General features: G+C 69.5%; 24 protein-coding genes. 2 read left to right on the forward strand and 22 right to left on the reverse strand.

What is annotated here, in order from left to right:
• Positions 1 to 6: 6 nt before the first annotated feature.
• From gap to AB0269_RS06305, 12 genes are all read right to left on the reverse strand, one after another.
• Complete coding sequence (gene gap / locus AB0269_RS06250; RefSeq protein ID WP_366210354.1) at positions 7 to 1017, reverse strand: type I glyceraldehyde-3-phosphate dehydrogenase; 1011 nt, start codon at positions 1015 to 1017, stop codon at positions 7 to 9.
• A gap of 93 nt (positions 1018 to 1110) precedes the next feature.
• The gene (locus AB0269_RS06255) at positions 1111 to 1737 is read right to left on the reverse strand and encodes a superoxide dismutase (protein ID WP_366210355.1); all 627 of its coding nucleotides are present in this window, start codon (positions 1735 to 1737) and stop codon (positions 1111 to 1113) included.
• A 164-nt stretch (positions 1738 to 1901) separates the two neighbouring features.
• Complete coding sequence (whiA, locus tag AB0269_RS06260) at positions 1902 to 2879, reverse strand: DNA-binding protein WhiA (RefSeq protein WP_366210356.1); 978 nt, start codon at positions 2877 to 2879, stop codon at positions 1902 to 1904.
• Positions 2880 to 2952: 73 nt separating this feature from the next.
• Positions 2953 to 3825 carry an RNase adapter RapZ gene (rapZ, locus tag AB0269_RS06265; RefSeq protein ID WP_366210357.1) on the reverse strand — a complete coding sequence of 291 codons (873 nt, stop codon included), beginning with the start codon at positions 3823 to 3825 and terminating at the stop codon, positions 2953 to 2955.
• Positions 3826 to 3856: 31 nt separating this feature from the next.
• A complete protein-coding gene (uvrC, locus tag AB0269_RS06270) occupies positions 3857 to 5764 on the reverse strand; it encodes an excinuclease ABC subunit UvrC (RefSeq protein ID WP_366210358.1) in 1908 nt (635 codons plus the stop codon).
• Positions 5764 to 8652 (reverse strand): excinuclease ABC subunit UvrA, encoded by a 2889-nt coding sequence (gene uvrA, locus AB0269_RS06275; protein ID WP_366210359.1) that lies wholly within the window; start codon positions 8650 to 8652, stop codon positions 5764 to 5766. The genes uvrC and uvrA overlap by 1 nt, the downstream gene beginning before the upstream one ends.
• Before the next feature lie 9 nt (positions 8653 to 8661).
• Complete coding sequence (locus tag AB0269_RS06280) at positions 8662 to 9183, reverse strand: hypothetical protein (RefSeq protein ID WP_366210360.1); 522 nt, start codon at positions 9181 to 9183, stop codon at positions 8662 to 8664.
• Positions 9180 to 10454 carry a DUF58 domain-containing protein gene (locus tag AB0269_RS06285; protein ID WP_366210361.1) on the reverse strand — a complete coding sequence of 425 codons (1275 nt, stop codon included), beginning with the start codon at positions 10452 to 10454 and terminating at the stop codon, positions 9180 to 9182. The genes AB0269_RS06280 and AB0269_RS06285 overlap by 4 nt, the downstream gene beginning before the upstream one ends.
• On the reverse strand, positions 10451 to 11416 hold the full coding sequence (locus tag AB0269_RS06290) for a MoxR family ATPase (RefSeq protein WP_366210362.1): 966 nt from the start codon (positions 11414 to 11416) through the stop codon (positions 10451 to 10453). The genes AB0269_RS06285 and AB0269_RS06290 overlap by 4 nt, the downstream gene beginning before the upstream one ends.
• Positions 11413 to 11883: a hypothetical protein gene (locus AB0269_RS06295; RefSeq protein WP_366210363.1), complete on the reverse strand. Its 471-nt coding sequence runs from the start codon at positions 11881 to 11883 to the stop codon at positions 11413 to 11415. Before AB0269_RS06295 ends, AB0269_RS06290 begins: the two co-directional genes overlap by 4 nt.
• A complete protein-coding gene (locus AB0269_RS06300) occupies positions 11880 to 12566 on the reverse strand; it encodes a DUF4129 domain-containing protein (protein ID WP_366210364.1) in 687 nt (228 codons plus the stop codon). The genes AB0269_RS06295 and AB0269_RS06300 overlap by 4 nt, the downstream gene beginning before the upstream one ends.
• A gap of 65 nt (positions 12567 to 12631) precedes the next feature.
• On the reverse strand, positions 12632 to 13069 hold the full coding sequence (locus AB0269_RS06305; protein ID WP_366210365.1) for a MarR family transcriptional regulator: 438 nt from the start codon (positions 13067 to 13069) through the stop codon (positions 12632 to 12634).
• 45 nt (positions 13070 to 13114) lie between these two features.
• Between AB0269_RS06305 and AB0269_RS06310 the strand changes: the two genes are divergently transcribed.
• A complete protein-coding gene (locus AB0269_RS06310) occupies positions 13115 to 13360 on the forward strand; it encodes a hypothetical protein (RefSeq protein ID WP_366210366.1) in 246 nt (81 codons plus the stop codon).
• A 10-nt stretch (positions 13361 to 13370) separates the two neighbouring features.
• Here the strand turns inward: AB0269_RS06310 and AB0269_RS06315 are convergent, their stop codons facing one another.
• The gene (locus AB0269_RS06315; RefSeq protein ID WP_366210367.1) at positions 13371 to 13697 is read right to left on the reverse strand and encodes a TfoX/Sxy family protein; all 327 of its coding nucleotides are present in this window, start codon (positions 13695 to 13697) and stop codon (positions 13371 to 13373) included.
• An 18-nt stretch (positions 13698 to 13715) separates the two neighbouring features.
• A complete protein-coding gene (gene uvrB, locus AB0269_RS06320) occupies positions 13716 to 15791 on the reverse strand; it encodes an excinuclease ABC subunit UvrB (RefSeq protein ID WP_366210368.1) in 2076 nt (691 codons plus the stop codon).
• 47 nt (positions 15792 to 15838) lie between these two features.
• On the opposite strand from uvrB, the gene AB0269_RS06325 reads away from it, so the two are divergent.
• Positions 15839 to 16477 carry a DUF4126 domain-containing protein gene (locus AB0269_RS06325; protein WP_366210369.1) on the forward strand — a complete coding sequence of 213 codons (639 nt, stop codon included), beginning with the start codon at positions 15839 to 15841 and terminating at the stop codon, positions 16475 to 16477.
• Here the strand turns inward: AB0269_RS06325 and AB0269_RS06330 are convergent.
• The 8 genes from AB0269_RS06330 to AB0269_RS06365 are packed head-to-tail and all read right to left on the reverse strand — an operon-like array spanning position 16425 to position 24892.
• A complete protein-coding gene (locus tag AB0269_RS06330) occupies positions 16425 to 17651 on the reverse strand; it encodes an MFS transporter (RefSeq protein WP_366210370.1) in 1227 nt (408 codons plus the stop codon). The genes AB0269_RS06325 and AB0269_RS06330 overlap by 53 nt on opposite strands.
• Positions 17648 to 18247, reverse strand: a complete 600-nt coding sequence (coaE, locus tag AB0269_RS06335; RefSeq protein ID WP_366210371.1) for a dephospho-CoA kinase — start codon at positions 18245 to 18247, stop codon at positions 17648 to 17650. The genes AB0269_RS06330 and coaE overlap by 4 nt, the downstream gene beginning before the upstream one ends.
• Before the next feature lie 30 nt (positions 18248 to 18277).
• Positions 18278 to 18841, reverse strand: coding sequence for a CoA-binding protein (locus AB0269_RS06340; RefSeq protein ID WP_366210372.1), 564 nt, complete (start codon positions 18839 to 18841; stop codon positions 18278 to 18280).
• Entirely contained in the window at positions 18838 to 20142 is a 1305-nt protein-coding gene (locus AB0269_RS06345; RefSeq protein ID WP_366210373.1) for an O-acetylhomoserine aminocarboxypropyltransferase/cysteine synthase family protein, read from the reverse strand. The genes AB0269_RS06340 and AB0269_RS06345 overlap by 4 nt, the downstream gene beginning before the upstream one ends.
• A 7-nt stretch (positions 20143 to 20149) precedes the next feature.
• The gene (gene acs / locus AB0269_RS06350) at positions 20150 to 22177 is read right to left on the reverse strand and encodes an acetate--CoA ligase (protein WP_366210374.1); all 2028 of its coding nucleotides are present in this window, start codon (positions 22175 to 22177) and stop codon (positions 20150 to 20152) included.
• On the reverse strand, positions 22168 to 23016 hold the full coding sequence (locus AB0269_RS06355; protein WP_366210375.1) for an ABC transporter permease: 849 nt from the start codon (positions 23014 to 23016) through the stop codon (positions 22168 to 22170). Before AB0269_RS06355 ends, acs begins: the two co-directional genes overlap by 10 nt.
• Positions 23016 to 24041, reverse strand: coding sequence for an aliphatic sulfonate ABC transporter substrate-binding protein (locus AB0269_RS06360; protein WP_366210376.1), 1026 nt, complete (start codon positions 24039 to 24041; stop codon positions 23016 to 23018). Before AB0269_RS06360 ends, AB0269_RS06355 begins: the two co-directional genes overlap by 1 nt.
• The gene (locus AB0269_RS06365; protein WP_366210377.1) at positions 24038 to 24892 is read right to left on the reverse strand and encodes an ABC transporter ATP-binding protein; all 855 of its coding nucleotides are present in this window, start codon (positions 24890 to 24892) and stop codon (positions 24038 to 24040) included. Before AB0269_RS06365 ends, AB0269_RS06360 begins: the two co-directional genes overlap by 4 nt.
• Positions 24893 to 24980 lie beyond the last annotated feature (88 nt).

Below are 24980 nucleotides of genomic sequence, written 5' to 3' on the forward strand. Positions count from 1 at the left end.
GGAGCCTCAGATGCGCTCGGCGACGTACTCGGTCAGGTCGACGAGACGGTTGGAGTAGCCCCACTCGTTGTCGTACCAGCTGGAGACCTTGACGAGGTTGCCGCTGACGTTGGTCAGGGTCGAGTCGAAGATCGACGAGTGCGGGTTGCCCTGGATGTCGCTCGAGACGATCGGGTCCTCGTTGTACTGGAGGAAGCCGGCCAGGCGGCCGTCGGCGGCGGCCTTCTTGTACGCGGCGTTGACCTCGTCGGCCGTCAGGTCGTCGCGGTCCGCGATGAGGGTGAGGTCGACGATCGAGCCGGTGGGAACCGGGACGCGGTACGACGAGCCGCTGAGCTTGCCGTTGAGCTCCGGCAGGACCTCGCCGATCGCCTTGGCTGCACCCGTGGAGGCCGGGACGATGTTGATCGCGGCACCGCGTGCGCGGCGCAGGTCGCCGTGCGGGCCGTCCTGCAGGTTCTGGTCGGCGGTGTAGGCGTGCGCGGTCATCATGAAACCGCGCTCGATGCCGAACTCGTCGTTGAACACCTTCGCGAGAGGGGCGAGGCAGTTCGTCGTGCACGACGCGTTCGAGATGATGTTGTGCGCGGCCGGGTCGTACGAGTCCTCGTTGACGCCCATGACGAAGGTGGCGTCGACGCCCGTGCCGGGTGCCGAGATGATGACCTTCTTGGCGCCTGCATCGATGTGCTTCTTGGCGGCCTCGGCCTTGGTGAAGAAGCCGGTCGACTCGATGACGATGTCGACGCCGAGCTCGCCCCACGGGAGGTTCGCGGGGTCGCGGTCGGCGAAGGCCTTGATCTGCTTGCCGTTCACCGTGATGCTGTCGTCGTCGTAGCTGATCTCCGCGTCGAGGACGCCGCCGACCGAGTCGTACTTGAGCAGGTGCGCGAGCGTCTTGTTGTCGGTGAGGTCGTTCACTGCGACGATCTCGAGGTCCGCACCCTGCGCGAGAGCCGCGCGGAAGAAGTTGCGTCCGATACGGCCGAAGCCGTTGATGCCGATCTTGACAGACAAAGGAATCTCCTGATTGTCATGCGCGGAGAGCGCGTTTTCGGGGGAATGGACAACGGCGTCCCGACGGGCGAACCGTCGGGACGCCCGTCTTGATTACGACAGTACCAGCAGCCCGTTCGTCTGCTTGCGGGCGACGTCGAGACGCTGCGCGACGTTCTCCCAGTTGGCGATGTTCCATGCGGCCTTGACGTAGTCGGCCTTCACGTTGAGGTAGTCGAGGTAGAAGGCGTGCTCCCACATGTCGAGCTGGAACAGCGGGATCGTGCCCTGGGCGGTGTTGGCCTGCTGGTCGAACAGCTGCTGGATGATCAGGCGCTGACCGATCGCGTCCCAGCTGAGGACGGCCCAGCCGGAGCCCTGGATGCCGGTGGCCGCAGCCGTGAAGTGGGCCTGGAACTTCTCGAACGAGCCGAAGAACTCGTCGATGGCCGCCTTCAACTCGCCCTCGGGCTGGCCGCCGCCGTTCGGCGACAGGTTGGTCCAGAAGATCGAGTGGTTGACGTGACCGCCGAGGTTGAACGCGAGGTCCTTCTCGAGCTTGTTGACGTTGGCGAGGTTGCCGCTGTCACGAGCCTCGGCGAGGGCGTCGAGCGCCGCGTTGGCACCGCTCACGTACGTCGCGTGGTGCTTGTCGTGGTGCAGCTCCATGATCTTGCCGCTGATGTGCGGTTCCAGCGCCGCGAAGTCGTAGGGGAGGTCGGGGAGCGTGTACGTAGCCATGTCGCTTTTCATCCAATCCGCGCCGCGCCGCGGCGCTTGTCGGTTCCTCCGCGCCACCCGAATGCGGCACGGAGCAGACTTCTTCATCCTAGTGACGACAACACGGACGCGGCCAGGATGCTTCCGCGGATGACGGCCGGTTTTTCCCGACCCGCCGGCGACGGCTATACGTCGAGACCGGCCGGCACGGCCGACTCGGTGCCGGGGATGCCGTCGTGCTGGGCGCGCTTGTCGGCCATGGCGAGCAGGCGCCGGATGCGGCCGGCGACCGCGTCCTTGGTCAGCGGCGGATCCGCGTGGTGACCGAGCTCGTCCAGGCTCGCGTCGCGGTGCGCGAGGCGCAGCTCGCCCGCCATGCGCAGGTGGTCGGGCACGGTGTCGCCGAGGATCTCGAGGGCGCGCTCGACGCGCGCGCACGCGGCGACGGCGGCCTGAGCCGAGCGGCGCAGATTCGCATCGTCGAAGTTGACGAGCCGGTTCACGCCCGCGCGGACCTCGCGGCGCTGGCGCATCTCCTCCCACGCCGCTGCGGTCTTGACGGCGCCCATCTGGGCGAGGACCGAGCGGATGGCCTCGCCGTCGCGGACGACGACGCGTGGCATCCCGCGCACTTCGCGGGCCTTGGCGGCGACGCCGAGCCTGTGAGCGGCGCCGACGAGCGCCATCGCCGCCTCGGAGCTCGGGCACGACACCTCGAGCATGGCCGAGCGACCGGGGTCGGAGAGGGTTCCTGCTGCGAGGAACGCTCCGCGCCACAGTCCGGCGATCTCTTCGCGGGATCCGGTCGTCAGGCGGTTGGGCAGCCCGCGGACGGGCCGGCGGCGCTGGTCGAGCAGTCCGGTCTGCCGGGCGAGGGTCTCCCCCGCACCGATCACGCGGACCGCGTACCGCGCACCGTCGTGTGCGCTTGCGGACTGCACCTGGGCGATCTCGGGGCGGACGCCGTAGATCTCGGCGAGGTCGCGGGCGACCCGGCGCGCCAGCAGATCGGCATCCACCTCGGCCTCGACCGCGACACGGCCGGCGATCGAATGCAGGCCTCCGGCGAACCGGAGGATCGCGGTGACCTCCGCGACGCGCACCGTGGGCGGTGCATTGCGGATGCTGACGAGCTCAGCCTTGACATCGGTGGTAAGTGCCACGGGACTCCTTGGAAAGCTTCGCGCGTCGGATCGCGACGCAAACCATCAGTTTACCGTCCGTCGCCTCTGCGCCTCACTCGCGTCCGAGATCCCGGTGCCGCACGCTGACCGCGATGCCGGGGATCTCGGACAGGCGCTTCGCGAGCTCCGCGGCCATCGCCACGGAACGGTGCTTGCCGCCCGTGCAGCCGATCGCGACCGTCGAGTGCCCCTTGTTCTCGCGCTGGTATCCCTCGAGGACGGGGACGAGTGCGGCGGCGTACGCGTCCAGGAACTCCGCGGCGCCCTCCTGCGCGAGCACGTAGTCGCGCACCGGCTCGTCCTGGCCGGTGAGACCACGCAGGTCGTCGTTCCAATAGGGGTTCGGCAGGAATCGCATGTCGGCGACGAGATCGACGTCCGTGGGCAGCCCGTATTTGAAGCCGAAGCTGAGGATGGTCAGCCGGTGCCTCGCGGCACCCTCCTCCGAGAAGGTCTCGGACACCTGCGTCGCGAGCTGATGGATGTTCAGCGAGGACGTGTCGATGACGATGTCGGCCGCTTCGCGGACGAGTGTGAGGCGGGAGCGCTCCAGACGGATGCCGTCGAGCAGCGTGCCGTCCTCCTGCAGCGGATGCGGCCGGCGCACGGACTCGAACCGGCGCACGAGCACGTCATCGGACGCATCCAGGAACACCACCCGGACGCTGCCGCGGGAACGGAGCGCACGCGCGACCTCGGGGAAGTCGTTGAACAGATTTCGTCCGCGCACGTCGACGACCGCGGCGACCTTCGGGAGGGCTCCGCCACCCAGGTCGGTCAGATCGAGCAGCGGGCGGAGCATCTGCGGCGGAAGGTTGTCGACCACGTACCAGCCGAGGTCCTCGAGCGCGTTCGCGACGGTCGATCGTCCGGCACCGGACATGCCGGTGACGATGAGGAATTCGTTCTTCTCCTCGGCGGACATCACGGGGCTCCTTCTCGCTGTGGAGACCAGCCTATCCACTCCGCAGGCGTGTGTGGATGCTCTGCGCCAGCGTCGGGCCGATACCCGGCACCTCCTGGATCGCATCGGGGGTCGCTCCCTTGAGCGCGGCGACCGAACCGAAGTGCTTCAGGAGCGTCTTGATGCGCGCGGCGCCGAGACCGGGGACCTCCTCGAGGACCGTGGAGATGTCGCGCCGCCGGCGCTTGCGCTGGTGGGTGATCGCGAATCGGTGGGCCTCATCGCGCAGGCGCTGCAGCAGGTACAGGGCCTCGCTCGTGCGGGGCAGGATCACCGGGAAGTCGTCGCCGGGCAGCCACACCTCCTCCAGCCTCTTGGCGATGCCGCACAGGCCGATCTCGGTGTGCCCGGAGTCGCGCAGCGCGCGGGCGGCGGCCTCGACCTGGGGCTTGCCTCCGTCGACGAGGAGCAGCTGCGGCGGGTACGAGAACCGGGGCCGCTTGCGCGTCGTCACGACCTCCGCGTCAGTGGCGAGCGGGTCCGTCACGACGGCTGCATCGCCCTGGTCCTCAGGCTCGGGCCTGTCGAGATACGCCAGCCGGCGCATCAGCACCTGATACATCGAGTCGGTGTCGTCCGTCGTCTCGGCGATGTTGAAGGACCGGTACTGGTCCTTGCGCGGCAGGCCGTCCTCGAACACCACCATCGAGGCGACCACGTTCGTCCCCCCGAGGTGCGAGATGTCGAAGCACTCGATGCGCAGCGGCGCGGTCTCGAGGTCGAGCGCCTCCTGCAGGTCGGTGAGCGCCTGCGTGCGCGCGACGTAGTCGCTGGTGCGCCTGGTCTTGTGCCTGATCAGCGCCTGCTGCGCGTTCAGCGTCGCCGTGCGCATGAGCTCGGCGCGCTGCCCGCGCTGGGCGACCGCGATCTCGACCCGGCGCCCCCGGCGCTCCTGCAGCCACAGCTCGAGTTCGGCCGCATCGTCGGGAAGGGAGGGCACGAGGACGCGACGAGGGATGTCGACGCCCTCGCCATAGGCCCGCTGCAGCACCTGATCGACGAGCTCGGCGCCGGAGATGTCGATCTCCTTCTCGATCGTCGTCGCGCGGACGCCGCGGACGCGTCCGCCGCGGATCGTGAAGTGCTGCACGGTCGCGGCGAGTTCGTCCTCGGCGATGCCGAACAGGTCGGCGTCCTCGTCCGCAGGCAGCACGAGCGCGCTCTTGCCGAGCACGGCGTCGATGGATGCGAGCTGATCGCGGTACTTCGCGGCGGCTTCGTAGTCCATCGCGGTCGATGCCGCCCGCATCCGCCGCGTGAGCTCCTTCGTGAAGCGCTCGTCGCCGCCCGCCATGAACGCCACGAAGTCGTCGACGATCGCCCGGTGCTCCTCGATGGTCACCGTCATCGAGCACGGTCCGCCGCACTTGCCGATCTGCCCGGGGAAGCACGGACGCCCCGTCGCCATCGCGCGCTTGTAGCTCGCATCCGAGCAGGTGCGGATCGGGAACGCCTTGATCATCAGATCGATCGTCTCGTGCACCGCCCACACCTTCGGATAGGGGCCGAAGTAGCGAGCACCGGGGATCTTGCGGTTGCGCGTGACCATCACGCGCGGAGCTTCGTCGCCGAGGGTGATCGCCATGAACGGGTACGACTTGTCGTCCTTGTAGCGCACGTTGAACGGCGGATCGAACTCCTTGATCCACATGTACTCGAGCTGCAGGGAGTCGACATCAGTCGGCACGACCGTCCACTCCACGGATGCGGCCGTCGTCACCATACGGCGCGTCCGCTCATGCAGCGTGCGCAACGGGGCGAAGTAATTCGACAGGCGCTGACGCAGGTTCTTCGCCTTGCCGACGTACAGCACCCGGCCCTGTGCGTCACGGAAGCGGTAGACGCCCGGCTCGGTCGGGATCTCGCCCTGCTTCGGCTTGTACGGGAGGACGTCGGCCATCAGCTGGCCTTGCGGGCTCCGCGCCCCTCGCCGAGGATCTCCGCCAGGAAGAGGCCGGTGTGGCTCTCTTCGACGCGGGCGATCTGCTCCGGTGTTCCGGTCGCCAGGACCTCTCCACCGCCCGAGCCGCCCTCGGGTCCGAGGTCGATGACCCAGTCCGCGGACTTGATGACGTCGAGGTTGTGCTCGATGACGATCACAGTGTTGCCCTTGTCGACCAGCCCGTTCAGCACCTCGAGGAGCTTGCGCACGTCTTCGAAGTGGAGCCCGGTGGTCGGCTCGTCGAGCACGTAGATGCTGCGTCCGTTGCTGCGGCGCTGAAGCTCGGTGGCGAGCTTGACTCGCTGCGCCTCACCGCCCGAGAGCGTCGTCGCGGACTGGCCGAGGCGGACGTACCCGAGACCGACGTCGACGAGCGTCTTCATGTAGCGGTGGATCGCCTGGATCGGCTCGAAGAACTCGGCCGCCTCTTCGATCGGCATCTCGAGCACGTCGGCGATGTTCTTGCCCTTGTAGTGCACGGCCAGGGTGTCGCGGTTGTAGCGCTTGCCGTGGCAGACCTCGCAGTCGACGTAGACGTCGGGGAGGAAGTTCATCTCGATCTTGATCGTGCCGTCGCCCGAGCACGCCTCGCAGCGGCCGCCCTTGACGTTGAAGCTGAACCGGCCCGGCTGGTAGCCGCGCACCTTCGCCTCAGGGGTCTCGGCGAACAGCGAACGGATGCGGTCGAACACGCCGGTGTAGGTGGCCGGGTTCGAGCGCGGCGTGCGGCCGATCGGCGCCTGGTCGACGTGGACGACCTTGTCGAGGTTGTCGAGCCCCGTCACGCGGGTGTGCTTGCCGGCAAGCGTGCGCGCGCCGTTGAGCTTCGAGGCGAGGACGCGGTACAGGATGTCGTTGACCAGCGAGGACTTGCCGGAACCGCTGACTCCAGTCACCGCCGTGAGAACGCCGAGCGGGAACTCCGCCGTGACGTTCTTGAGGTTGTTCTCACGCGCGCCGACGACGGTGAGCTGCCGCTTCTTGTCGATCTTGCGGCGCTTCTTGGGCGTCGGGATCTCGCGCCGGCCCGACAGGTAGTCCCCGGTCATCGAGTCGGTGTCGCCGAGCAGCGCCGAGTACGGCCCCGAGTGCACGACGCCTCCGCCGTTGACGCCTGCGCCCGGCCCGATGTCGACGACCCAGTCGGCCGCTTCGATGGTCTCTTCGTCGTGCTCGACGACGATGAGCGTGTTGCCGAGATCGCGCAGCTTCTGCAGCGTCTCGATGAGGCGGCGGTTGTCGCGCTGGTGCAGGCCGATCGACGGCTCGTCGAGGACGTAGAGGACGCCGGTGAGTCCCGACCCGATCTGGGTGGCGAGGCGGATGCGCTGCGCCTCGCCACCCGAGAGCGAACCGGCCGATCGGCTGAGGTTCAGGTAGTTCAGGCCGACCTGCAGGAGGAAGTCCAGGCGCAGACGGATCTCGCGCAGCACCTGGGCAGCGATCTTCGCCTCGCGGTCGGTGAGCGTCAGCGTCTCCATGAAGTCGCGCGCGTCGGCGAGGCTCAGGTGGGACACCTCGGCGATCGAGTGGCCGTGCACCTGCACGGCGAGGACCTCGGGCTTGAGCCGGTTGCCGTCGCACACGGGGCACGGGACCTCGCGCAGGTACTCGGCCCAGCGCGCGCGCTGGTTGTCGCTCTCGGCCTGGGCGTACTGCCGCTCGATGTAGGGCACAACGCCCTCGAACCCGGAGGCGTAGCGCATCTCGCGTCCGTAGCGGTTCTTCCACTTGACCGTGACCTTGTAGTTGTCTCCACGCAGCACGGCATCCTGCACGTCGACCCGCAGGTCGCGCCACGGGGTGTCGAGCGAGAAGTTCAGGTCGCTCGCGAGACCTTCGAGCAGGCGCTCGTAGTACTGGAACAGGCCCTTGCCCTGGGTCGTCCACGGGATGATGACGCCCTCGCGGATGGACAGCTCCTCGTCGCCGAGCATGAGGTCGACGTCGACGGACATGCGGGTGCCCAGTCCCGAACAGGTCGGGCATGCGCCGAAGGGCGCGTTGAACGAGAACGTGCGCGGCTCGATCTCGGTGAGCGTGATCGCGTGCCCGTTCGGGCAGGCGAGCTTCTCGGAGAAGGACTGCCACGCGGCATCCCCCTCTTCGTCGACGTAGTTCACCTGCACGACCCCGCCCGCGAGTCCGAGCGCGGTCTCGACCGAATCGGTGACGCGGCCGAGGATGTCGTCGGATGCCACGAGACGGTCGACGACCACGGCGATGTCGTGCTTGTAGCTCTTCTTCAACGTGGGGGGTTCTGCGAGCTGGATGAGATCGCCGTCGACGATCGCGCGCGAGTAGCCCTTGGCGCCCAGCTCGCGGAACAGGTCGACGAACTCGCCCTTCTTCTGCGAGACGACCGGGGCGACGATCTGGTACCGGGTGCGCTCGGGCAGCTCCATGAGCTGGTCGGCGATCTGCTGCACCGTCTGACGCTGGATGCGCTCACCGCACTGCGGGCAGTGCGGGATGCCGATGCGCGCCCACAGCAGTCGCATGTAGTCGTAGATCTCGGTGATCGTGCCGACCGTCGAGCGCGGATTGCGGTTGGTCGACTTCTGGTCGATCGACACCGCGGGGCTGAGGCCCTCGATGAAGTCGACGTCCGGCCGATCCACCTGACCCAGGAACTGCCGGGCGTACGCGCTCAGAGACTCGACGTAGCGGCGCTGCCCTTCGGCGAAGATCGTGTCGAACGCGAGGCTCGACTTGCCCGACCCGGACAGGCCGGTGAAGACGACGAGCGAATCCCTGGGGATGTCGATGTCGACGTTCTTGAGGTTGTGGACGCGGGCACCGCGGACACTGAGTTTTCCGGAGCTGGCGACGGGGACGATAGGCACCGGACAAGTCTACGAGCGGCCACGGACACTGGGCGCGAACAGGGCGACGATCCCGACGACGGCCGCAGCTCCGAGCAGAACCGAACCGCCGATCGCCGTCCCGCCGGCCTGCTGCACGAGCATCACCCCCAGCGTGACCGGCTGGATGACCAATTGTCCGAGCAGCAGCCGCCTCAGCGTCGGCCGAAGCGCAGAGAGAACGACTCTCCCCCGCCACGGGACGACCGGCAGCAGCGCCGAGAGCACGTGCATCAGGTGCACGAACAGCACCATGAGCATCGTGACGGCGACGTCGGGTTCGCCCAGCAGCATCCCGACGGCCAGGCACCCGATCGACAGCCACCCGCCCAGGGTCTGCGGGAACAGCATCCCCAGAACCGCGAAGACGAGGACCGCGATCCGCCAGCCGATGATGTCGACGCCCGTCTGCGCGGCGGCCGCCGCGACGACGGGCAGCAGGACGTGCAGGACGGCACCGGGCACCGCCGCCGGCATCCTGATGCCGTCGAGCTCTCGTCCGCGCGCGCTCATCGTCTCACCCTCGCCGCAGCCACCAGTGCTCCTGCCGGGTTCTCCCGCCACGGCACGACGTCGACGCCTGACGAGCGCAGGTCGTGCAGGACGTCGTCGCGCTCGGCGAGCACGACCTGCAGCGCGATCCGCTGCTCGCGACCCAGCCGCGCCACGTCCAGGTCCGGGAGGACGTCCACGGCGACGACGCGATGTCCGGACGCGCGCCACATGAGCGACACGTCGGATGCCGCCCCGTCGAAGAACGTCGAGAGCACGAAGATCACCGATCCGTGCGGCACGGGAGGCGTCCGCCGGAAGCGCGCGTCCTCGCCCGCCGGCCCGGTCGCCGCGATCGCCGCCTCCACCCGGGCGAGGTGCCGCGCACCGGCACCGCTGCGCACTGAACGGCCGCCGTGGGTCAGGACGTGGAGCGCCACGCGGTCCCCTGCGCCGACCGCGGCCGCGGCGATGGACCGGGCCGCCTGACGCGACAGATCCAGCGACGTCGGACCGCTGCGCACGAGGTCGCCGCTCCCCCACGTCGCCACCACCGTGCCGAGGTCGTCCGCCGTGTCCATCGCGATGACGTTGGTGGCGTCGCTGAGCGTGTTGGTGCGTCGCACGAGCAGGTCGCCGGGGCGACGCGCCATCCGCGCCGTGGCGCGCCAGTCGACCCGGCGCAGCTCGTCGCCCGGCACGAACGGGTGGATGTCGCGGAAGTCGCCGCCCTGCCCGAGCCGCCGGCCCTCATGACTGCCGTGCATGCCGGTCAGCCGCGGCGACAGCGGAAGCCCCTGCAGCGTCGTCGAACGGGGTGCGACGTTGCGGGTCCGCGTCACGACGGCGGTCGCCGGCTCGAGCAGCTGTCCGTCGCCGGAGACTCCGCGCGCGGCCACCGCGACCGCTGTGACCGGCCCCGAGTGCAGAGCACGGCTGCTCGCGGCGACGGCGGTGCCGTCGGCGGGCACGACCAGACGCCGACGCCGGCGCTCCGCCTGCACGAGCACGACCTCGGCGAGCTCCGCTCCCCCGGTCGCGCGGAGCTCGGTGCGGAGCAGGTCGTCGTCAGAGCCGGCCACGGCGTCGAGCCGGAGCTCGAGCGGAGCGGCATCCTGCCTGCGGAACGCCGCGGCGACGCTCGCGACGATGAGCGGGAGTCCGAGCGCTGCGACGTCGGGGCGCGAGAACACCAGTCCGGCGACCGCCAGCGCGATCGCGCCCAAGAACCCGATCACGACCGACGGCGCCCAGCGGACGCCGCGGGGCGGTACGGTTCGGGGTCCGCTCATGCAGGCGCGCCGACCGTCGGCGGGACGGGCACCTGACCGACGACGTTCGCGACGATCTGCTCGGCGCTCACGCCCTGCGCCCAGGCCTGCGGCGTGAGCGTGAGCCGATGCGCGAGCACAGGGACGGCGATCCGCTTGATGTCGTCGGGGCGGACGAACTCCCTGCCGTCAAGGGCGGCGAGCGCGCGCCCCAGGAGCAGGAGCCCGAGCGAGCCGCGTGGCGAGGCGCCCACCGCGACGTTCTGCGCGTGACGGGTGGCGCGCGTGAGGTCCACGCAGTACTGGGCGATGTCGGGATGCACATGGATCGCCTCGACTGTCTGCTGCACCGCAACCAGGCGCGCGGAGTCGATGACCGGCGCCACGTTCGTGGCCTCCTGCTGACGCGCGACGCGGTTCAGGAGGATCTGCGTCTCGCCGGCCGGTTCCGGATACCCCACCGTCAAGCGCACCATGAACCGGTCCAGCTGAGCCTCCGGCAGCGCGTACGTGCCCTCGTACTCGATCGGGTTGGAGGTCGCGATGACATGGAACGGTGCGGGCAGCGGGAAGCTGTTGCCCTCGACCGTCACCTGGCGCTCGGCCATCGCCTCGAGCATCGCGGACTGCGTCTTCGGCGTCGTGCGGTTGATCTCGTCAGCCAGGAGGAGCCCGGTGAACACGGGCCCTGGTCGGAAGACGAACTCGCCGCTGTCGGGTGCGTAGACGTACGACCCGGTGACGTCGCCGGGGAGCATGTCGGGCGTGCACTGGAGCCTGCGGAAGTCGAGTCCGAGCGCCGATGCCAGGCTGCGCGCCGCGAGAGTCTTCCCGAGCCCGGGCACGTCCTCGAAGAGCACGTGCCCGCCGGCGAGGATCGTCGCGAGAGCGATCTCGAGCGGATCGTCCATGCCGACGACGACCGATCGCACGGCGGCGAGGATCCGTTCTCCGGTTTCTGCGATCGAGATGCTGTCGTTCATTCCTTCTCCTTGCTCGGCGAGAGCCGGTCGATGGCGTCGAGCGCGCGCTCGATGTCCTGGCGGTTCGTACCCTGGCCCGTGAGCCGGGACCACAGCCCGGGGCCGATGCGCGTCTCGATGCGCTCACGATGGGCCTCGTCGTCGATGTCGAGCCCATCACGCTGCAGACGATGGCGCAGGATGCCGCGCACACGGCGCGTGATCAGCTCACCCGCCTCACCGGTTCTGGTGTTGAGCGACCACGCCATGCGGGCGATCGCCGTGCCCCGGCGCTCGGGCTCTGCGGGGATGTCGGGGGCATCGGCGCGCGGATCCTGCGGAATGACGACACCGGCGCAGAGCCAGAGCACGCCGACGAGGGCGGCCCAGGCGACGGAGAACGCGGGCTCGACGCGGATCGCGAACAGGAGCACGAGCACCGCCACGACGGCCGCGCAGACCGACGGGATGATGCGGTGCCGGGTCATCGCCAGCCCTCTTCGATCGTGGTCAGGGCTGCGCGAGCGGCGGCGCGGTCCTGCTCATCGGCGTCGTGGCCGCCGAAGCGGACGCGTTCGTACAGCGCCAGCAGCGACGTCGCCGCCTCGGTGATCCCGGCGCGGCGGGTGATGATGCGCATCGCGAACTCCGACGGCGTCTCGCTGCGACCACGGGTGATCCCGGCGTCGCTGGCGCTCTCCTCCAGACCCACCCACGCGGCGACGATCGCATCCGTGGGCGTAGCGCCCTCGGCGATGGATCGGAGCGCGCCGGCGACACCGCGGCGGATCGCCGGGGCGACCGCATCGGGCTCCTGCAGGATCGCCTCGCCCGTCGACTCGACGTCGACGTCGCCGCCGTCGCGGCGGCGCAGCGGCCGGTCGCGCCAGGCGCGCATGAGCGCACGGACGATGAGGATCACGATGAGAACGCCGGCTGCGATCGCGATGAGCAGGAAGACGAAGCCGATGATCGTGTTGAGCAGGTCGGATTCCGGCTCCGGCAGCGGACCGGCGGTCGGCGAACCGCTCGGCTGCGGAAGCTCCTGCGGCGGCGTATCCGGCCCGGCGAAGTCCGGTGGCGTGATCCGCGGGATGCCCTGAACGGATGCCGCGAGCATGACGATCACGAACAGCACGACGAGCCCGATCGCCGTCGCCGCCCGCCTCACCTGCCGCTCCTGGGCTCGTTCGGGAGCGGCAGCGTCATGCCTGCCAGCCTACGGGCCGGCGATCATCAGACGGCCGTGCGACCGGCGAATGGGGACAATCCGTCGCGCAGGGCGGTGATCTGGTCGACGTCCATCTGCACCGCGTCCATCACCTGGCGCGGCACGTCGAGCGCGCGCTCGCGGAGCCGTGCGCCCTCTGCCGTCAGCCCGATGTCGAGACGGCGCTCATCGGTGCTGCTGCGCTGGCGGGCGATGAGTCCCTCCTTCTCGAGGCGCTTGACGAGCGGCGACACCGTCGCCGGCTCGAGGGCGAGATCGGCGGCGAGGTCGGCGAGCGACCGGGGCGACCTCTCCCACAGGGCGAGCATGACGAGGTACTGCGGATGCGTCAGTCCGAGCGGCTCGAGGATCGGCCGGTAGATCGCGACCACGTTGCGTGCGGCGGTGACCAGCGCGAAGCACAGCTGGTTCTCGAGCTTGAGCATGTCGTCGACGGCGGTCACGCTTCGATTATACATAGACCCCTAATTCTTAGTACACTAAGAGATATGGAGAACAGTTCAGACCGAGTGCCCCTGCGCACACGCATCCGTGAGGCGGGCGGGCTGTACAAGTGGTTCAACACGAACCTCATCAAGCTGGCCGGACCTGCGGCGGTCGGCCCCTACGAGTCGACTCCTCCCCCGACCGCCGCGCAGCGCGCCGAGCGCGCCTGCCCGCTGTGCGGTCATCCGATGACCGAGCACGAGATCGACCGCAGCGGCCCGAAGCCGCTCATGCACTGCCCGGCCTGAGCGACTGCTCTCAGGCCGCGGCGCTCTCACGGGCCGCGTCGATCCAGAACATGAGATCCTCATCGGTCGCGATCGCGGTCGCCGCCACGTCGAGCCAGCTCGGCCCCATCGTCTTCGCGCCCATGACCGCGATGGCGACTCCCGTCTCGGTGAGCAGCGCCGACCCCCTCTCCTCCGTCACACGGACGAGCAGCACTCCCTGCTTGCGCGCGCCGACGAGGATGCGGCCGTCGAGGAGGAAGGCTCGGGTGCCGAACATGCGCTTCTCCTCGAGGCCCGGCTCGGACATCAGCAATGCCCGCACGCGGTCGGCGAGTTCGGTTCCGGCGTCATCCATGGTCGGGAATCCCCTCGCTCAGGCGTGGCCCGCGCGCTCCATGGCCCGCAGTTCCTTCTTGAGGTCCTGCACCTCGTCGCGCAGCCGGGCGGCGAGCTCGAACTTGAGCTCGTCGGCGGCGGCGAGCATCTGCGCGGAGAGGTCCTCGATCGTCGACTCCAGCTGCTGGGCGCCTTCGGCGGCGATCCCGTCGCGACGCAGTTGCGGCGTCGGGCTCTTGCCCTTGCCGGACTTGTTCCTGCCCTTGCCGCGCAGCATCTCCTGCGTGTCGGAGGCTTCGCGTGCGAGCACATCCGTGATGTCGGCGATCCGCTTGCGCAGCGGCTGCGGATCGATGCCGTTCTCAGTGTTGTACGCGATCTGCTTCTCGCGTCGGCGATCGGTCTCCTCGATGGCGTTCCGCATCGAGTCGGTCATGTTGTCGGCGTACATGTGCACCTGACCCGACACGTTGCGGGCCGCGCGGCCGATCGTCTGGATGAGCGAGGTTCCGGAGCGCAGGAAGCCCTCCTTGTCGGCATCCAGGATCGCGACCAAAGACACCTCGGGAAGGTCGAGGCCCTCGCGGAGCAGGTTGATGCCGACCAGCACGTCGTAGACGCCGGAGCGCAGCTCGCTGAGCAGCTCGACGCGGCGCAGCGTGTCGACGTCGGAGTGCAGATACCGCACCCGCACGCCGTGCTCGCCGAGGAAGTCGGTGAGCTCCTCGGCCATCTTCTTCGTCAGCGTCGTGACGAGCACGCGCTCGTCCTTCTCGACGCGCACCCGGATCTCTTCGAGCAGATCGTCGATCTGCCCCTTCGATGGCTTGACGATGATCTCGGGGTCGACGAGTCCGGTCGGACGGATGATCTGCTCGACGACGCCGTCGGCGATCCCCATCTCGTACTTGCCCGGGGTCGCCGACAGGTAGACGGTCTGGCCGATCCGGTTCTTGAACTCGTCGAACCGGAGCGGTCGGTTGTCCATCGCACTCGGCAGCCGGAAGCCGTGGTCGACGAGAGTGCGCTTGCGCGAGGCGTCGCCTTCGTACATGGCGCCGATCTGCGGCACGGTCACGTGCGACTCGTCGATCACGAGGAGGAAGTCGTCAGGGAAGAAGTCCAGAAGCGTGTGCGGCGGTTCGCCCGGCTCACGGCCGTCGAGGTGCCGCGAGTAGTTCTCGATGCCGGAGCAGAATCCGAGCTGCTGCAGCATCTCGAGATCGAAGGTCGTGCGCATGCGCAGACGCTGAGCCTCGAGCAGCTTGCCCTGACGCTCGAACTCGGCCAGGCGCTCCGCGAGCTCGGCCTCGATGGTTCCGATCGCGCGCTGGACGACGTCGGTTCCCGCCACGTAGTGCGAGGCGGGGAAGATGGGGACGGCATCGAGCCGCTCGATGACCTCGCCCGTGAGCGGATGCAGCGAGTACAGGGCCTCGATCTCGTCGCCGAACAGTTCGATGCGGATCGCGTGCTCCTCGTACACGGGGATGATCTCGATCGTGTCGCCCCTGACGCGGAAGTTGCCGCGTGAGAAGTCGACGTCGTTGCGGTTGTACTGCATCGCGATGAACTGGCGGATCAGCGCGTCGCGGTCGTAGCGCTCCCCCACCTGCAGCGCGACCATCGCCCGCAGATACTCCTCGGGCGCGCCGAGGCCGTAGATGCACGACACGGTCGAGACGACGACGACGTCGCGGCGACTGAGGAGCGAGTTCGTCGTGGAGTGACGGAGGCGTTCGACCTCGGCGTTGATCGACGAGTCCTTCTCGATGAAGGTGTCCGTCTGCGGCACGTACGCCTCGGGCTGGTAGTAGTCGTAGTACGAGACGAAGTACTCCACGGCGTTGTTCGGCATGAGCTCGCGGAACTCGTTGGCGAGCTGGGCCGCGAGCGTCTTGTTGTGCGCCATGACGAGGGTCGGGCGCTGCACCTGTTCGATCAGCCATGCCGTCGTCGCCGACTTGCCGGTGCCGGTGGCACCGAGCAGCACGACGTCGGTCTCGCCCGCGTTGATGCGCGCCGCGAGCTCGGCGATCGCCTGCGGTTGGTCGCCGGCAGGCATGTACTCGCTGACCACCTCGAAGGGACGGACGCTGCGCGTGGTTTGCATTCCTCCAGCGTATGCGCCCCTACGGACATCGGATCTAGAGTGTCCGTGTGATCGAGTTCCTGATCGGCACCAGCCTCGCGGCATCCGCCGGGCTCAACGCCTGGATGCCGCTGTTCCTGCTGGGACTGGCCGACAGGTTCCTGCCCGCCGTGAACCTGCCGGCCGGCTGGTCGTGGATCGGCAGCGACATCGCCCTGTGGATCCTGGGCGCCCTCCTCGTGCTCGAGATCGTCGCCGACAAGATCCCGGCGCTGGACTCGATCAACGACGTCATCCAGAGCGTTCTGCGGCCCGCATCCGGCGGCATCGTGTTCGGCGCGGGCGCGAGTGCCCAGACGGTCGCGGTGGACGATCCGACGACGTTCTTCTCGCAGAACACCTGGGTGCCCATCGTCACCGGCATCGTCATCGCCCTCATCGTGCACATCACGAAGGCCACCGGGCGCCTGGCGGCGAACACGGTCACCGGCGGTCTCGCCGCTCCCGTGCTCAGCACGGCGGAGGACGGCGCGTCATTCCTGCTCGCAGCCCTCGCGATCATCGTCCCCGTGCTCGCCGGCATCCTGCTCATCGCGCTGATCATCGGAGTCGTCGCGCTCATCCGCCGGCGGCGCCGGAGGGATGCCGTGGTGGTCAGTGAGGTCCCACGGATCGAGGATCCCGGCGCAGCACCGTCGCCGCGATGACGGCCGAGACGGCGCCCATCGCGATCACGACCATGAGGAACGCGCTCCATCCGCTCGCCCCGAACACGACGCCCAGCGCCCACCCGAGCAGGCTGGAACCGGCGTAGTACGCGAAGTAGTACAGCGACGGCGCCTGGGCCCGGCTGTCCGCATCGGCGATCACGGGTGCCCAGCTCGATGCGATCGCGTGCGCGCCGAAGAACCCGCCGGTGAAGACGACCAGACCGGCGAGGATCGCGACCGGGTGCGGGATGAGCATGATCGCGGCCCCGGCTCCGAACACGCCGATCGCCGTGAGCAGCACGCGTCGCCGCCCGAAGCGGGACGCCAGGGAACCGGCCCACGGAGACGACACGGTGCCGGCGAGGTACGCCAGGAACAGCAGCGTCACCAGCCAGGCCGGCAGGAGGAACGGCGGCCCGAGCAGGTGGAAGCCGAGGTAGTTGTACACGGCGACGAACGCGCCCATGAGCAGGAAGCCCTGGGCGTACAGCGCGAGCAGCCGCGGTGAGCGCACCGCTGCGGCCATGCGCGCGAGCGCACCCGGTCCGGCATCCGTGCGAAGCCGGCCGGGGATGAAGCGCTGTGCGCGCGGCGCGAGCCACAGGAACAGCACGGCCGCGATCGCGCACAGCACGGTCGCGCATCCGGCGCCGACGCGCCAGCCGAAAGTCTCGCCGAGGGGCCCCGCGATCAGGCGGCCGGACAGCCCTCCGACCGTCGTCCCCGCCGTGTAGCTGCCGGCGGCCGCGGCGACGTATCGGACGTGCACCTCCTCGCTCAGGTACGCGAGCGCGACAGCAGGCACGGCGCCGAGCGCGAGTCCTTCGGCGAGGCGCAGCATCAGCAGCATCTCGATCCCGCCGCTGAAGGGGGCTGTGAGTCCGAAGGCCGTGGCAGCGCTGATGCCGATCGCCATCGCGGGGATGCGGCCGATCCGATCGGCGACCGTCGACCACGGCACCACGGCGATCGCGATGCCGAGGGTCGCGGCCGAGACCGTGAGTGCGGCGGTCGCCGGAGGGACGCCGAGGTCGGCGCTCACCTGGGGCAGCACGGCCTGCAGGGCGTAGAGCTGGGCGAAGGTCGCGACACCGGCGAAGAACAGCCCGGCGATGAGCCGCCGGTACGAACGCGATCCCGGGACGTGACCGGAGAAGTCCGGCGCGCTCACTCGCCCGTGAGCTGCTTCCAGAGGGCATCCGTCTGCGCGACGGTGTCCTCGAGGGTTCCGGCCGTGTCGATCACGACATCGGCGATCTCGAGGCGCTTGTGGTCCGGGACCTGAGCGTTGATGCGGTCCTGCGCGGCCTCGGGCTCCATGCCTCGGATCTCGACAAGTCGGCGCAGTCGCTCGGCAGCGGGCGCGTGCGCGACGACGATCGTGTCCCACGGGTCGTCGACCCTGGCCTCGACGAGCAGCGGCACGTCGTAGATCACGACGGCGTCGGCATCCGCCTCGAAGGCCGCGGCGAACCGGCGCGCCGACTCCGCCCGCACGGCGGGGTGGACGATCGCGTTCAACCGCTTCAGCGCGCCGTCGTCGCCGAAGACCCGCGCCCCGAGAGCGGCACGGTCGAGCGAGCCGTCCGCGGCGATCACATCATCGCCGAACGCCGCCGCGATCTCGCCCAGCACCGGCGAACCCGGCGCCTGCACGTCCCGGACGATCTGGTCCGCGTCGACGATCACCGCTCCGTGCTCCGCCAGACGACGGGCGATCGTGGACTTTCCGGACGCGATGCCGCCGGTCAGGGCGATGAGAGGCATGCGACCATCCTGGCACGGGACCCGCGCGGCTCAGCGCGCGAGCAGCTGCCGCTTCGAGCTGATGACGCCGGTGTCGAAGCCGGCGAGGTGGAGTCCTCCGTGGAAGCGCGCGTGCTCGATCTTGATGCACCGGTCCATGACGACGCTCAACCCGGCGGCCTCGGCGATGGCGGCGGCCTCCTCGTTCCACGATCCGAGCTGCAGCCACAGCGCCTTCGCACCCGCATCGACCGCCTCCTGCGCGACGCCGGGCAGATCGGCATCCTTGCGGAAGACGTCCACGATGTCGGGCACGACCGGCAGGTCGGCGATGGACTTATAGGCGGGCTGGCCGAGGATCTCATCGGCCATCGGGTTCACGAAGTACACGTCGTACGGAGAGCTGGACTGCAGGTAGGTGCCGACGAAGTACGACGCGCGGGCCGGGTTGCTGGACGCGCCGACGATCGCGACGGAGCGCGACCGGCGCAGCAGGGCGAACCGCTCCTGCTGGCTGGGGCTCGCCCAGCGCCGCTCCCCGCCGGTGGCGGGCGCTGAGGGCAGTTCGCAGGATGCCGCAGCCGGCGGCGTGAACTCGCAGGAATCGGTGCTCATCGGGTCGCTCCCGTCGCTTGCGTGAGGGCCTGGTCGAGGTCCCAGATGATGTCGTCGGGGTCTTCGAGTCCGACCGAGATGCGGATGAGGTCGGCAGGGGCGCCGGCCGCCACGAGCTGTTCAGCGGTCAACTGGCGGTGCGTGGTGGATGCCGGGTGGATGACGAGCGTGCGCGCATCTCCGATGTTCGCCAGATGCGAGGCGAGCTGGAGGTTCTCGATCAGTGCCTCACCCGCCGCACGGCCGTCCTCGGCGGCGACTCCGAACGCGAAGACGGATCCGGGCCCGAGCGGCAGGTACTTCGCCGCGCGCTCGTGATGCGGGTGCGATTCGAGTCCCGACCAGGTCACGTACGAGATGCGGGGGTCGGAGTCGAGCCACTCGGCGACGATGCGGGCGTTCGCGAGGTGCGCGTCGATCCGCTGCGGCAGCGTCTCGATGCCCTGCAGCAGGTTGAACGCGGACTGCGGGCTGAGCGCCGGGCCGATGTCGCGCAGCTGTTCGGAGCGGAGCTTGGTGAGGAACCCGTACTCGCCGAAGTTGTCCCACCACTTGATGCCGCCGTACGATTCGACCGGCTCGGTCATCTGCGGGAACTTCCCGTTGCCCCAGTCGAACGTGCCCTTCTCGATCACGATGCCGCCGAGCGTCGTTCCGTGCCCGCCGAGGAACTTCGTGACGGAGTGGATGACGATGTCGGCGCCGTGCTCGAGCGGGCGCGCGAGGTACGGAGTCGCCAGGGTCGCGTCGACGACGAGCGGGACACCTGCGGCGTGCGCGACCTCGGCGAGGCCTTCGATGTCGGCGATCTCGCCCGAGGGGTTGCCGATCATCTCGACGTACACGACCTTGGTCGAGGGCTTGATCGCCGCCGCGTAGTCGGCAGGGTCGGTCGACGGCACGAACGTGGTCTCGACACCGAAGCGACGGAGCGTGACATCCAGCTGCGTGACGGTGCCGCCGTAGAGCTGAGCGGACGCCACGACATGGTCGCCGGCGCCCACGAGAGCCGCGAACGTGATGAACTCGGCGCTCATGCCGGATGCCGTCGCCACGGCGCCGATGCCGCCCTCGAGCGATGCGAGGCGCTCCTCGAGAGCTGCGACGGTGGGGTTGCCGATGCGCGAGTAGATGTTGCCGTACTTCTGCAGGGCGAACAGGTTGCCGGCATCCTTCGCGTCATCGAAGACGAACGACGTGGTCTGGTAGATCGGCACGGCGCGCGCGCCGGTCGCGGCATCCGGTGTTCCGCCGGCGTGGAGGGCGCGGGTGCGGAACCCGAAGCGGTGTTCTTCCGTCATGACTTCCTCAACTGTGATTCTCGTAGGCTGTCAGCGCCGCGGCGACGCCGCTGACGGCATCCGGGTTCTGCAGGGAGGTGGTGTCGCCCAGGGCTTCCGGTTCGCGTCCGGCGCGGCGATCCTGTTCAGCCTCCCACAGCTGCGCGAGGAGGCGGCGCATGATCTTGCCGGAACGGGTCTTGGGCAGGTCGGGGACGACGACGATGTGGCGCGGCTTGGCAACAGGGCCGATCTCGCGCGCGACCCGGTCGCGCAGGGCGGATGCCGTCACCTCCCCGTTGCCGGACGGCATGACGAAGGCGACAAGAGCCTGGCCGGTCACGGCGTCCGTGACGCCGGCGGTGCCCGCCTCCCCCACGGACGGATCGGCGACGAGAGCGGATTCGATCTCGATCGTCGACAGCCGGTGCCCGGAGACGTTCACGACGTCGTCGAGGCGGCCGAGGATCCGGATGTATCCGTCCTCGTCGCGGGTGGCGCCGTCCCCGGCGACGTAGTACCCGCCGTAGGCGCCGTGCCCCGCGTAGTCCGACCAGTACGAGTCGCGGTACCGCTGCGCGTTTCCCCAGACGGTGCGCGCCATGCCCGGCCACGGGCGGCGCACGACGAGCGTCCCAGAGCGGCCGGCTGCGACCTCGTCGCCGTTCTCGTCGACCACGGCGGCGTCGATCCCCGGCAGAGGCACGGATGCAGAGCCCGGCTTCAGGGTCGTGACACCGGGAAGGGGAACGATCATGGCCGCTCCCGTCTCGGACTGCCACCATGTGTCGACGATCGGCAGCTCGTCGCGGCCGAATGTGCGGCGGAACCAGACCCACGCCTCGGGGTTGATCGCCTCCCCGACGCTGCCGAGCAGGCGGATGCTGGAGAGGTTGTGCCCGGTCGGCAGCTCATCACCGAACCAGGTCATGAACGTGCGGATCAGGGTGGGCGCCGTGTAGTAGACCTTCACGCCGTAGCGCTCGATGATCTCGAGGTGCCGCTCGCGGTGCGGGCTGTCGGGTGTGCCCTCGTAGATGACCTGGGTGAGACCGTTCGAGAGCGGACCGTAGATCTCGTAGGTGTGCGCCGTGACCCAGGCGAGGTCGGCGGTGCACCAGTGCACGTCGTCGGGCTTGGCGTCGAAGTGCGCCCAGTGCGCCCAGCTCGCGTGCGCGAGGTAGCCGCCGGAGGTGTGCACGAGGCCCTTCGGCTTCCCCGTGGTTCCGGACGTGTAGATTATGAAGAGCGGATGCTCCGCATCGAACGGCTGCGCCTCGTGCGTGTCGGGGGCGGTGTCGACGACATCGTGCCACCACACGTCGCGCCCCTCGGTCCAGGGCACGTCCTGACCGGTCCGGCGGACGACGAGCACGTGCTCGAGGTCGGGCAGGTCCGCGGCGGCGGTGTCGGCGGCGGTCTTGACCTCGACGGCCGCGCCCCGGCGGTACTGCCCGTCGCTCGTGACGAGGAGCTTCGCGCCGGTGTCGGCGAGCCGGAACCGCACCGCCTCGGCCGAGAACCCGCCGAACACGAGCGAGTGCACGGCGCCGATACGGGCGCATGCCAGCGCGATGACGACGGTCTCGATGAGCACCGGCAGGTAGACGACGACGCGGTCGCCGGGCCGGATGCCGAGGGCGACCAGCGCGTTCGCTGCCTGCGAGACGCGGCGCTGCAGGTCGGCGTAGGTGACCGCCGTGCGGTCGCCCGGCTCCCCTTCGAAGTGCAGCGCGACCTTGTCGCCGCGGCCGGCCTCGACGTGCCGGTCGACGCAGTTGTAGGCGACGTTCAGCGTGCCGCCGTCGAACCAGCGTGCCGCCGGGATCGCGCCGTCGATCGGCGGCTCCCAGGCGAGCGCGGTGTGCCAGGGCGTCGCCCAATCCAGGCGCCGAGCCGCATCCTCCCAGAAGGCGATCGGGTCGGCATCCGCCTGGGCGTAGATCTCCTCCGTGACGTTCGCCTGCGCACGGAATGCAGGCGACGGCGGGTATACGCGGTTCTCGATCAGGCGGACTTCGGCGGCCGGTGTCGTCGTCTGGTCGATCAGGTCCATCGCTTGAGCAGGCGCCTTTCGATGAGGCCGAGGATCGCGTTGGTGATCGTGCCGAGCAGCGCGAGCAGCACGATCGCAAGCAGGATGCGGTCGACCCGGCCGTTGTTCTGCGAGTCGTCGAGCAGGAACCCGAGGCCCATCGAGGACGCGATGAGCTCAGCGGCGACGAGGAACAGCCACGACTGCGCGAGCGCGAGCCGCAGGCCCGACATGACCGAGGGCACGACGGCGGGCAACTGGACCGTGCGGAACAGCGACCAGCCGCGCAGGCTGAACGAGCGTCCGGCCTCGACGAGGTGCGGATCGACGTGCCGCAGCGCGTCGGCGACCGTCGTGTACACGGGGAAGAACGCACCGATCGCGATGAGCGTGACCTTGGACTCCTCGCCGATCTGCATCCACAGGATCAGCAGCGGCACCCAGGCGAGCGACGGGACGGCGCGCAGGGCGGCGAGCGTCGGGCTCAGCAGCACGTCGCCGAGCCTCGACAGCCCGACGATCGCGGCGACGGCGAGTCCGATCAGCGAGCCGATCGCGAACCCGAGCAGGACGCGCTGCACGGAGATGGCGATGTGCGTCCAGAGCTGTCCGCGTTCGGCGAGTTCGACGCCGGCGGTGAAGACGGATGCCGGGGTCGGCAGCCGGTACGTCGGGACGAGCCCCGACGTCGTCGCGATCTGCCATGCGGCGAGGATGACGACCGGGAGCAGGAGACCGCCGAGGAGACGGGCACCAGGGCGGTTCCAGAGACTCCGCCCTGCGCTGCGTCCGGAACCGGCCGACTGCTCGAGGGCCCGCCGGGAGCCCTCGAGCGCCGCGGCTTCGGCGATGTCGCTCATCAGCCCTCGACGGCCTTCTCGGCGAAGTCGGGGTGGATGATCTCGGAGAGCGCCTTGTCGACGGCATCCTGACCGCCCTGCACGTCGCCGGAGTCGACGATCACGGGGGCGATCTTCTCGAGGACGGCGAGCTGAGCGTCGCCGGGGACGCCGCTGACGTCGAGGTTCGAGCGCTCCTCGATCACCGTGGTGGCCACGTCGAGGTCGATCCCGGCGGCGTCGGCGAGCAGCTGCGCCGTCTCCTCGGGGTTCTCGAGAGCCCACTCGCGGGCCTGCTCGTAGGCGTCGACGACGGCCTGTGCCAGGTCGGCGTGGTTGTCGATGAAGTCCTCGGTGGCGTTGAGGAAGCCGTAGGTGTTGAAGTCGACGTTGCGGTAGATGAGCTTGTCGCCGGACTCGACCTCGGCGGCCGCCATGATCGGGTCCAGGCCCGCCCATGCGTCCACGGAGCCACCGTCGAGAGCTGCGCGGCCGTCGGCGTGCTGGAGGTTCTGCACCTCGATGTCGTCGACGCTCAGGCCCGCGGTCTCGAGCGCCTGCAGCAGGAAGAAGTACGGGTCGGTGCCCTTGGTGGCCGCGACGGACGTGCCGGCGAGGTCCTCGACGGAGGTGATGTCGCTGTCCGGGCCTGTGACGATCGCCGACCACTCCGGCTGCGAGTAGATGTCGATGACCTTGATGGGCGAGCCGTTGGCGCGGGCGAGGAGCGCCGCGGAACCGGCGGTCGATCCGACGTCGACGGAACCGGAGCGCAGCAGCTCGTTGGCCTTGTTGGAGCCGGCGGACTGCACCCATTCGACGGTGACGTCGTCGCCGAGGATGTCCTCGAGGATGCCCTGATCCTTGATGACGAGGCTCAGCGGGTTGTACGTGGCCCAGTCGACCGTGACGGTGCTCGCGGACCAGTCGGAGCCCTCGACGGGAGCGGCGTCGGCGTTCTCACCGGCGACGCAGCCGGACGCCATGAGCATCACCGCACCGGCGATCGCGGTCGCAGGGACGATTCGGCGCGAGATGATGCTCATCGGGGCTCCAGGTTGGTGTTGTGGTGGTGGGTGTCGACGCCGAGCCCCTCGAGGAGTTCGGCGCGCAGGTCCGCGAGGCCGCGATCGGCGCGGTCTCGCGGGCGGATGCCGGGCACATCGATCGTTCGGGCGATCGAGGCGGCATCCGGGTCGGGGTCTGCGGTCAGCGCGCGCAGCAACAGCACGCGGTCCGCGAGGTAGAGGGCCTCTTCGACGTCGTGGGTGACGAGGAGGATGGTCGTGGGCTCGGCGGCGTGGATGTCGAGCAGGAGGTCCTGCATCCGCAGCCGGGTCAGGGCGTCGAGCGCGCCGAAGGGCTCGTCGAGCAGCAGGACGCTGGGATTGCGCGCGAGGGCGCGGGCGAGGGACGCACGTTGCGCCATGCCGCCGGACACCTCGCGGGGGCGCTGATCGGCGGCGTGCTCGAGCCCGACGAGGCGGAGGAGCTCGGCGACGCGCTCCTTGCGCGCGGAGCGGCCCTTCACTGAGCGGGGAAGCCCGAGCTCGACGTTCTGCGCGAGGGTGCGCCATGGCAGCAGCCGCGGCTCCTGGAAGGCGACAGCCGTGCGCTCGTCGGTGTCGGCGACGCCGGTGCCGTCGATCGAGATGATGCCGCCGGTCGGGGTGTCGAGGCCGGCGATCAGGCGCAGGAGCGTCGACTTGCCGCATCCGGACGGGCCGACGACCGCGACGATCTCACCGGCACCGAGCTCGACGTCGAGGTCGCGCAGAACAGGGCGCTGCCCCTCGGCGACGACGAAGCTGCGTCGCACGCCGTCCAGACGCACGGCAGTCGCGGCGCCCGAGGGGGCGGCGTTCTCCGTGCGCGGAGGAAGGAGTGCGGAGCTCATTCCCCCATCGTCGCGAACCCTTCGCCATGTTACGAGTCGGGCCGTAACGTTGCGTCACAACCGAGCCGTGGAACGATGCCGCGCAGAC

This window comes from Microbacterium sp. NPDC077644 (assembly GCF_040702785.1).
In the GTDB taxonomy this organism is placed as follows: domain Bacteria; phylum Actinomycetota; class Actinomycetes; order Actinomycetales; family Microbacteriaceae; genus Microbacterium.

Bases quoted from the DNA above. Each gene is read 5' to 3' on its own strand.
- AB0269_RS06340 (WP_366210372.1), bottom strand. From the start codon at position 18,841: ATGAGCACCGATTCCTGCGAGTTCACGCCGCCGGCTGCGGCATCCTGC.
- AB0269_RS06285 (WP_366210361.1), bottom strand. From the start codon at position 10,454: ATGAGCGGACCCCGAACCGTACCGCCCCGCGGCGTCCGCTGGGCGCCG.
- AB0269_RS06295 (WP_366210363.1), bottom strand. From the start codon at position 11,883: ATGACCCGGCACCGCATCATCCCGTCGGTCTGCGCGGCCGTCGTGGCG.
- acs (WP_366210374.1), bottom strand. From the start codon at position 22,177: ATGGACCTGATCGACCAGACGACGACACCGGCCGCCGAAGTCCGCCTG.
- AB0269_RS06290 (WP_366210362.1), bottom strand. From the start codon at position 11,416: ATGAACGACAGCATCTCGATCGCAGAAACCGGAGAACGGATCCTCGCC.
- AB0269_RS06310 (WP_366210366.1), top strand. From the start codon at position 13,115: ATGGAGAACAGTTCAGACCGAGTGCCCCTGCGCACACGCATCCGTGAG.
- coaE (WP_366210371.1), bottom strand. From the start codon at position 18,247: ATGCCTCTCATCGCCCTGACCGGCGGCATCGCGTCCGGAAAGTCCACG.
- AB0269_RS06315 (WP_366210367.1), bottom strand. From the start codon at position 13,697: ATGGATGACGCCGGAACCGAACTCGCCGACCGCGTGCGGGCATTGCTG.
- uvrB (WP_366210368.1), bottom strand. From the start codon at position 15,791: ATGCAAACCACGCGCAGCGTCCGTCCCTTCGAGGTGGTCAGCGAGTAC.
- AB0269_RS06365 (WP_366210377.1), bottom strand. From the start codon at position 24,892: ATGAGCTCCGCACTCCTTCCTCCGCGCACGGAGAACGCCGCCCCCTCG.
- AB0269_RS06360 (WP_366210376.1), bottom strand. From the start codon at position 24,041: ATGAGCATCATCTCGCGCCGAATCGTCCCTGCGACCGCGATCGCCGGT.
- AB0269_RS06355 (WP_366210375.1), bottom strand. From the start codon at position 23,016: ATGAGCGACATCGCCGAAGCCGCGGCGCTCGAGGGCTCCCGGCGGGCC.
- AB0269_RS06280 (WP_366210360.1), bottom strand. From the start codon at position 9,183: ATGAGCGCGCGCGGACGAGAGCTCGACGGCATCAGGATGCCGGCGGCG.
- AB0269_RS06345 (WP_366210373.1), bottom strand. From the start codon at position 20,142: ATGACGGAAGAACACCGCTTCGGGTTCCGCACCCGCGCCCTCCACGCC.
- AB0269_RS06255 (WP_366210355.1), bottom strand. From the start codon at position 1,737: ATGGCTACGTACACGCTCCCCGACCTCCCCTACGACTTCGCGGCGCTG.
- rapZ (WP_366210357.1), bottom strand. From the start codon at position 3,825: ATGTCCGCCGAGGAGAAGAACGAATTCCTCATCGTCACCGGCATGTCC.
- uvrC (WP_366210358.1), bottom strand. From the start codon at position 5,764: ATGGCCGACGTCCTCCCGTACAAGCCGAAGCAGGGCGAGATCCCGACC.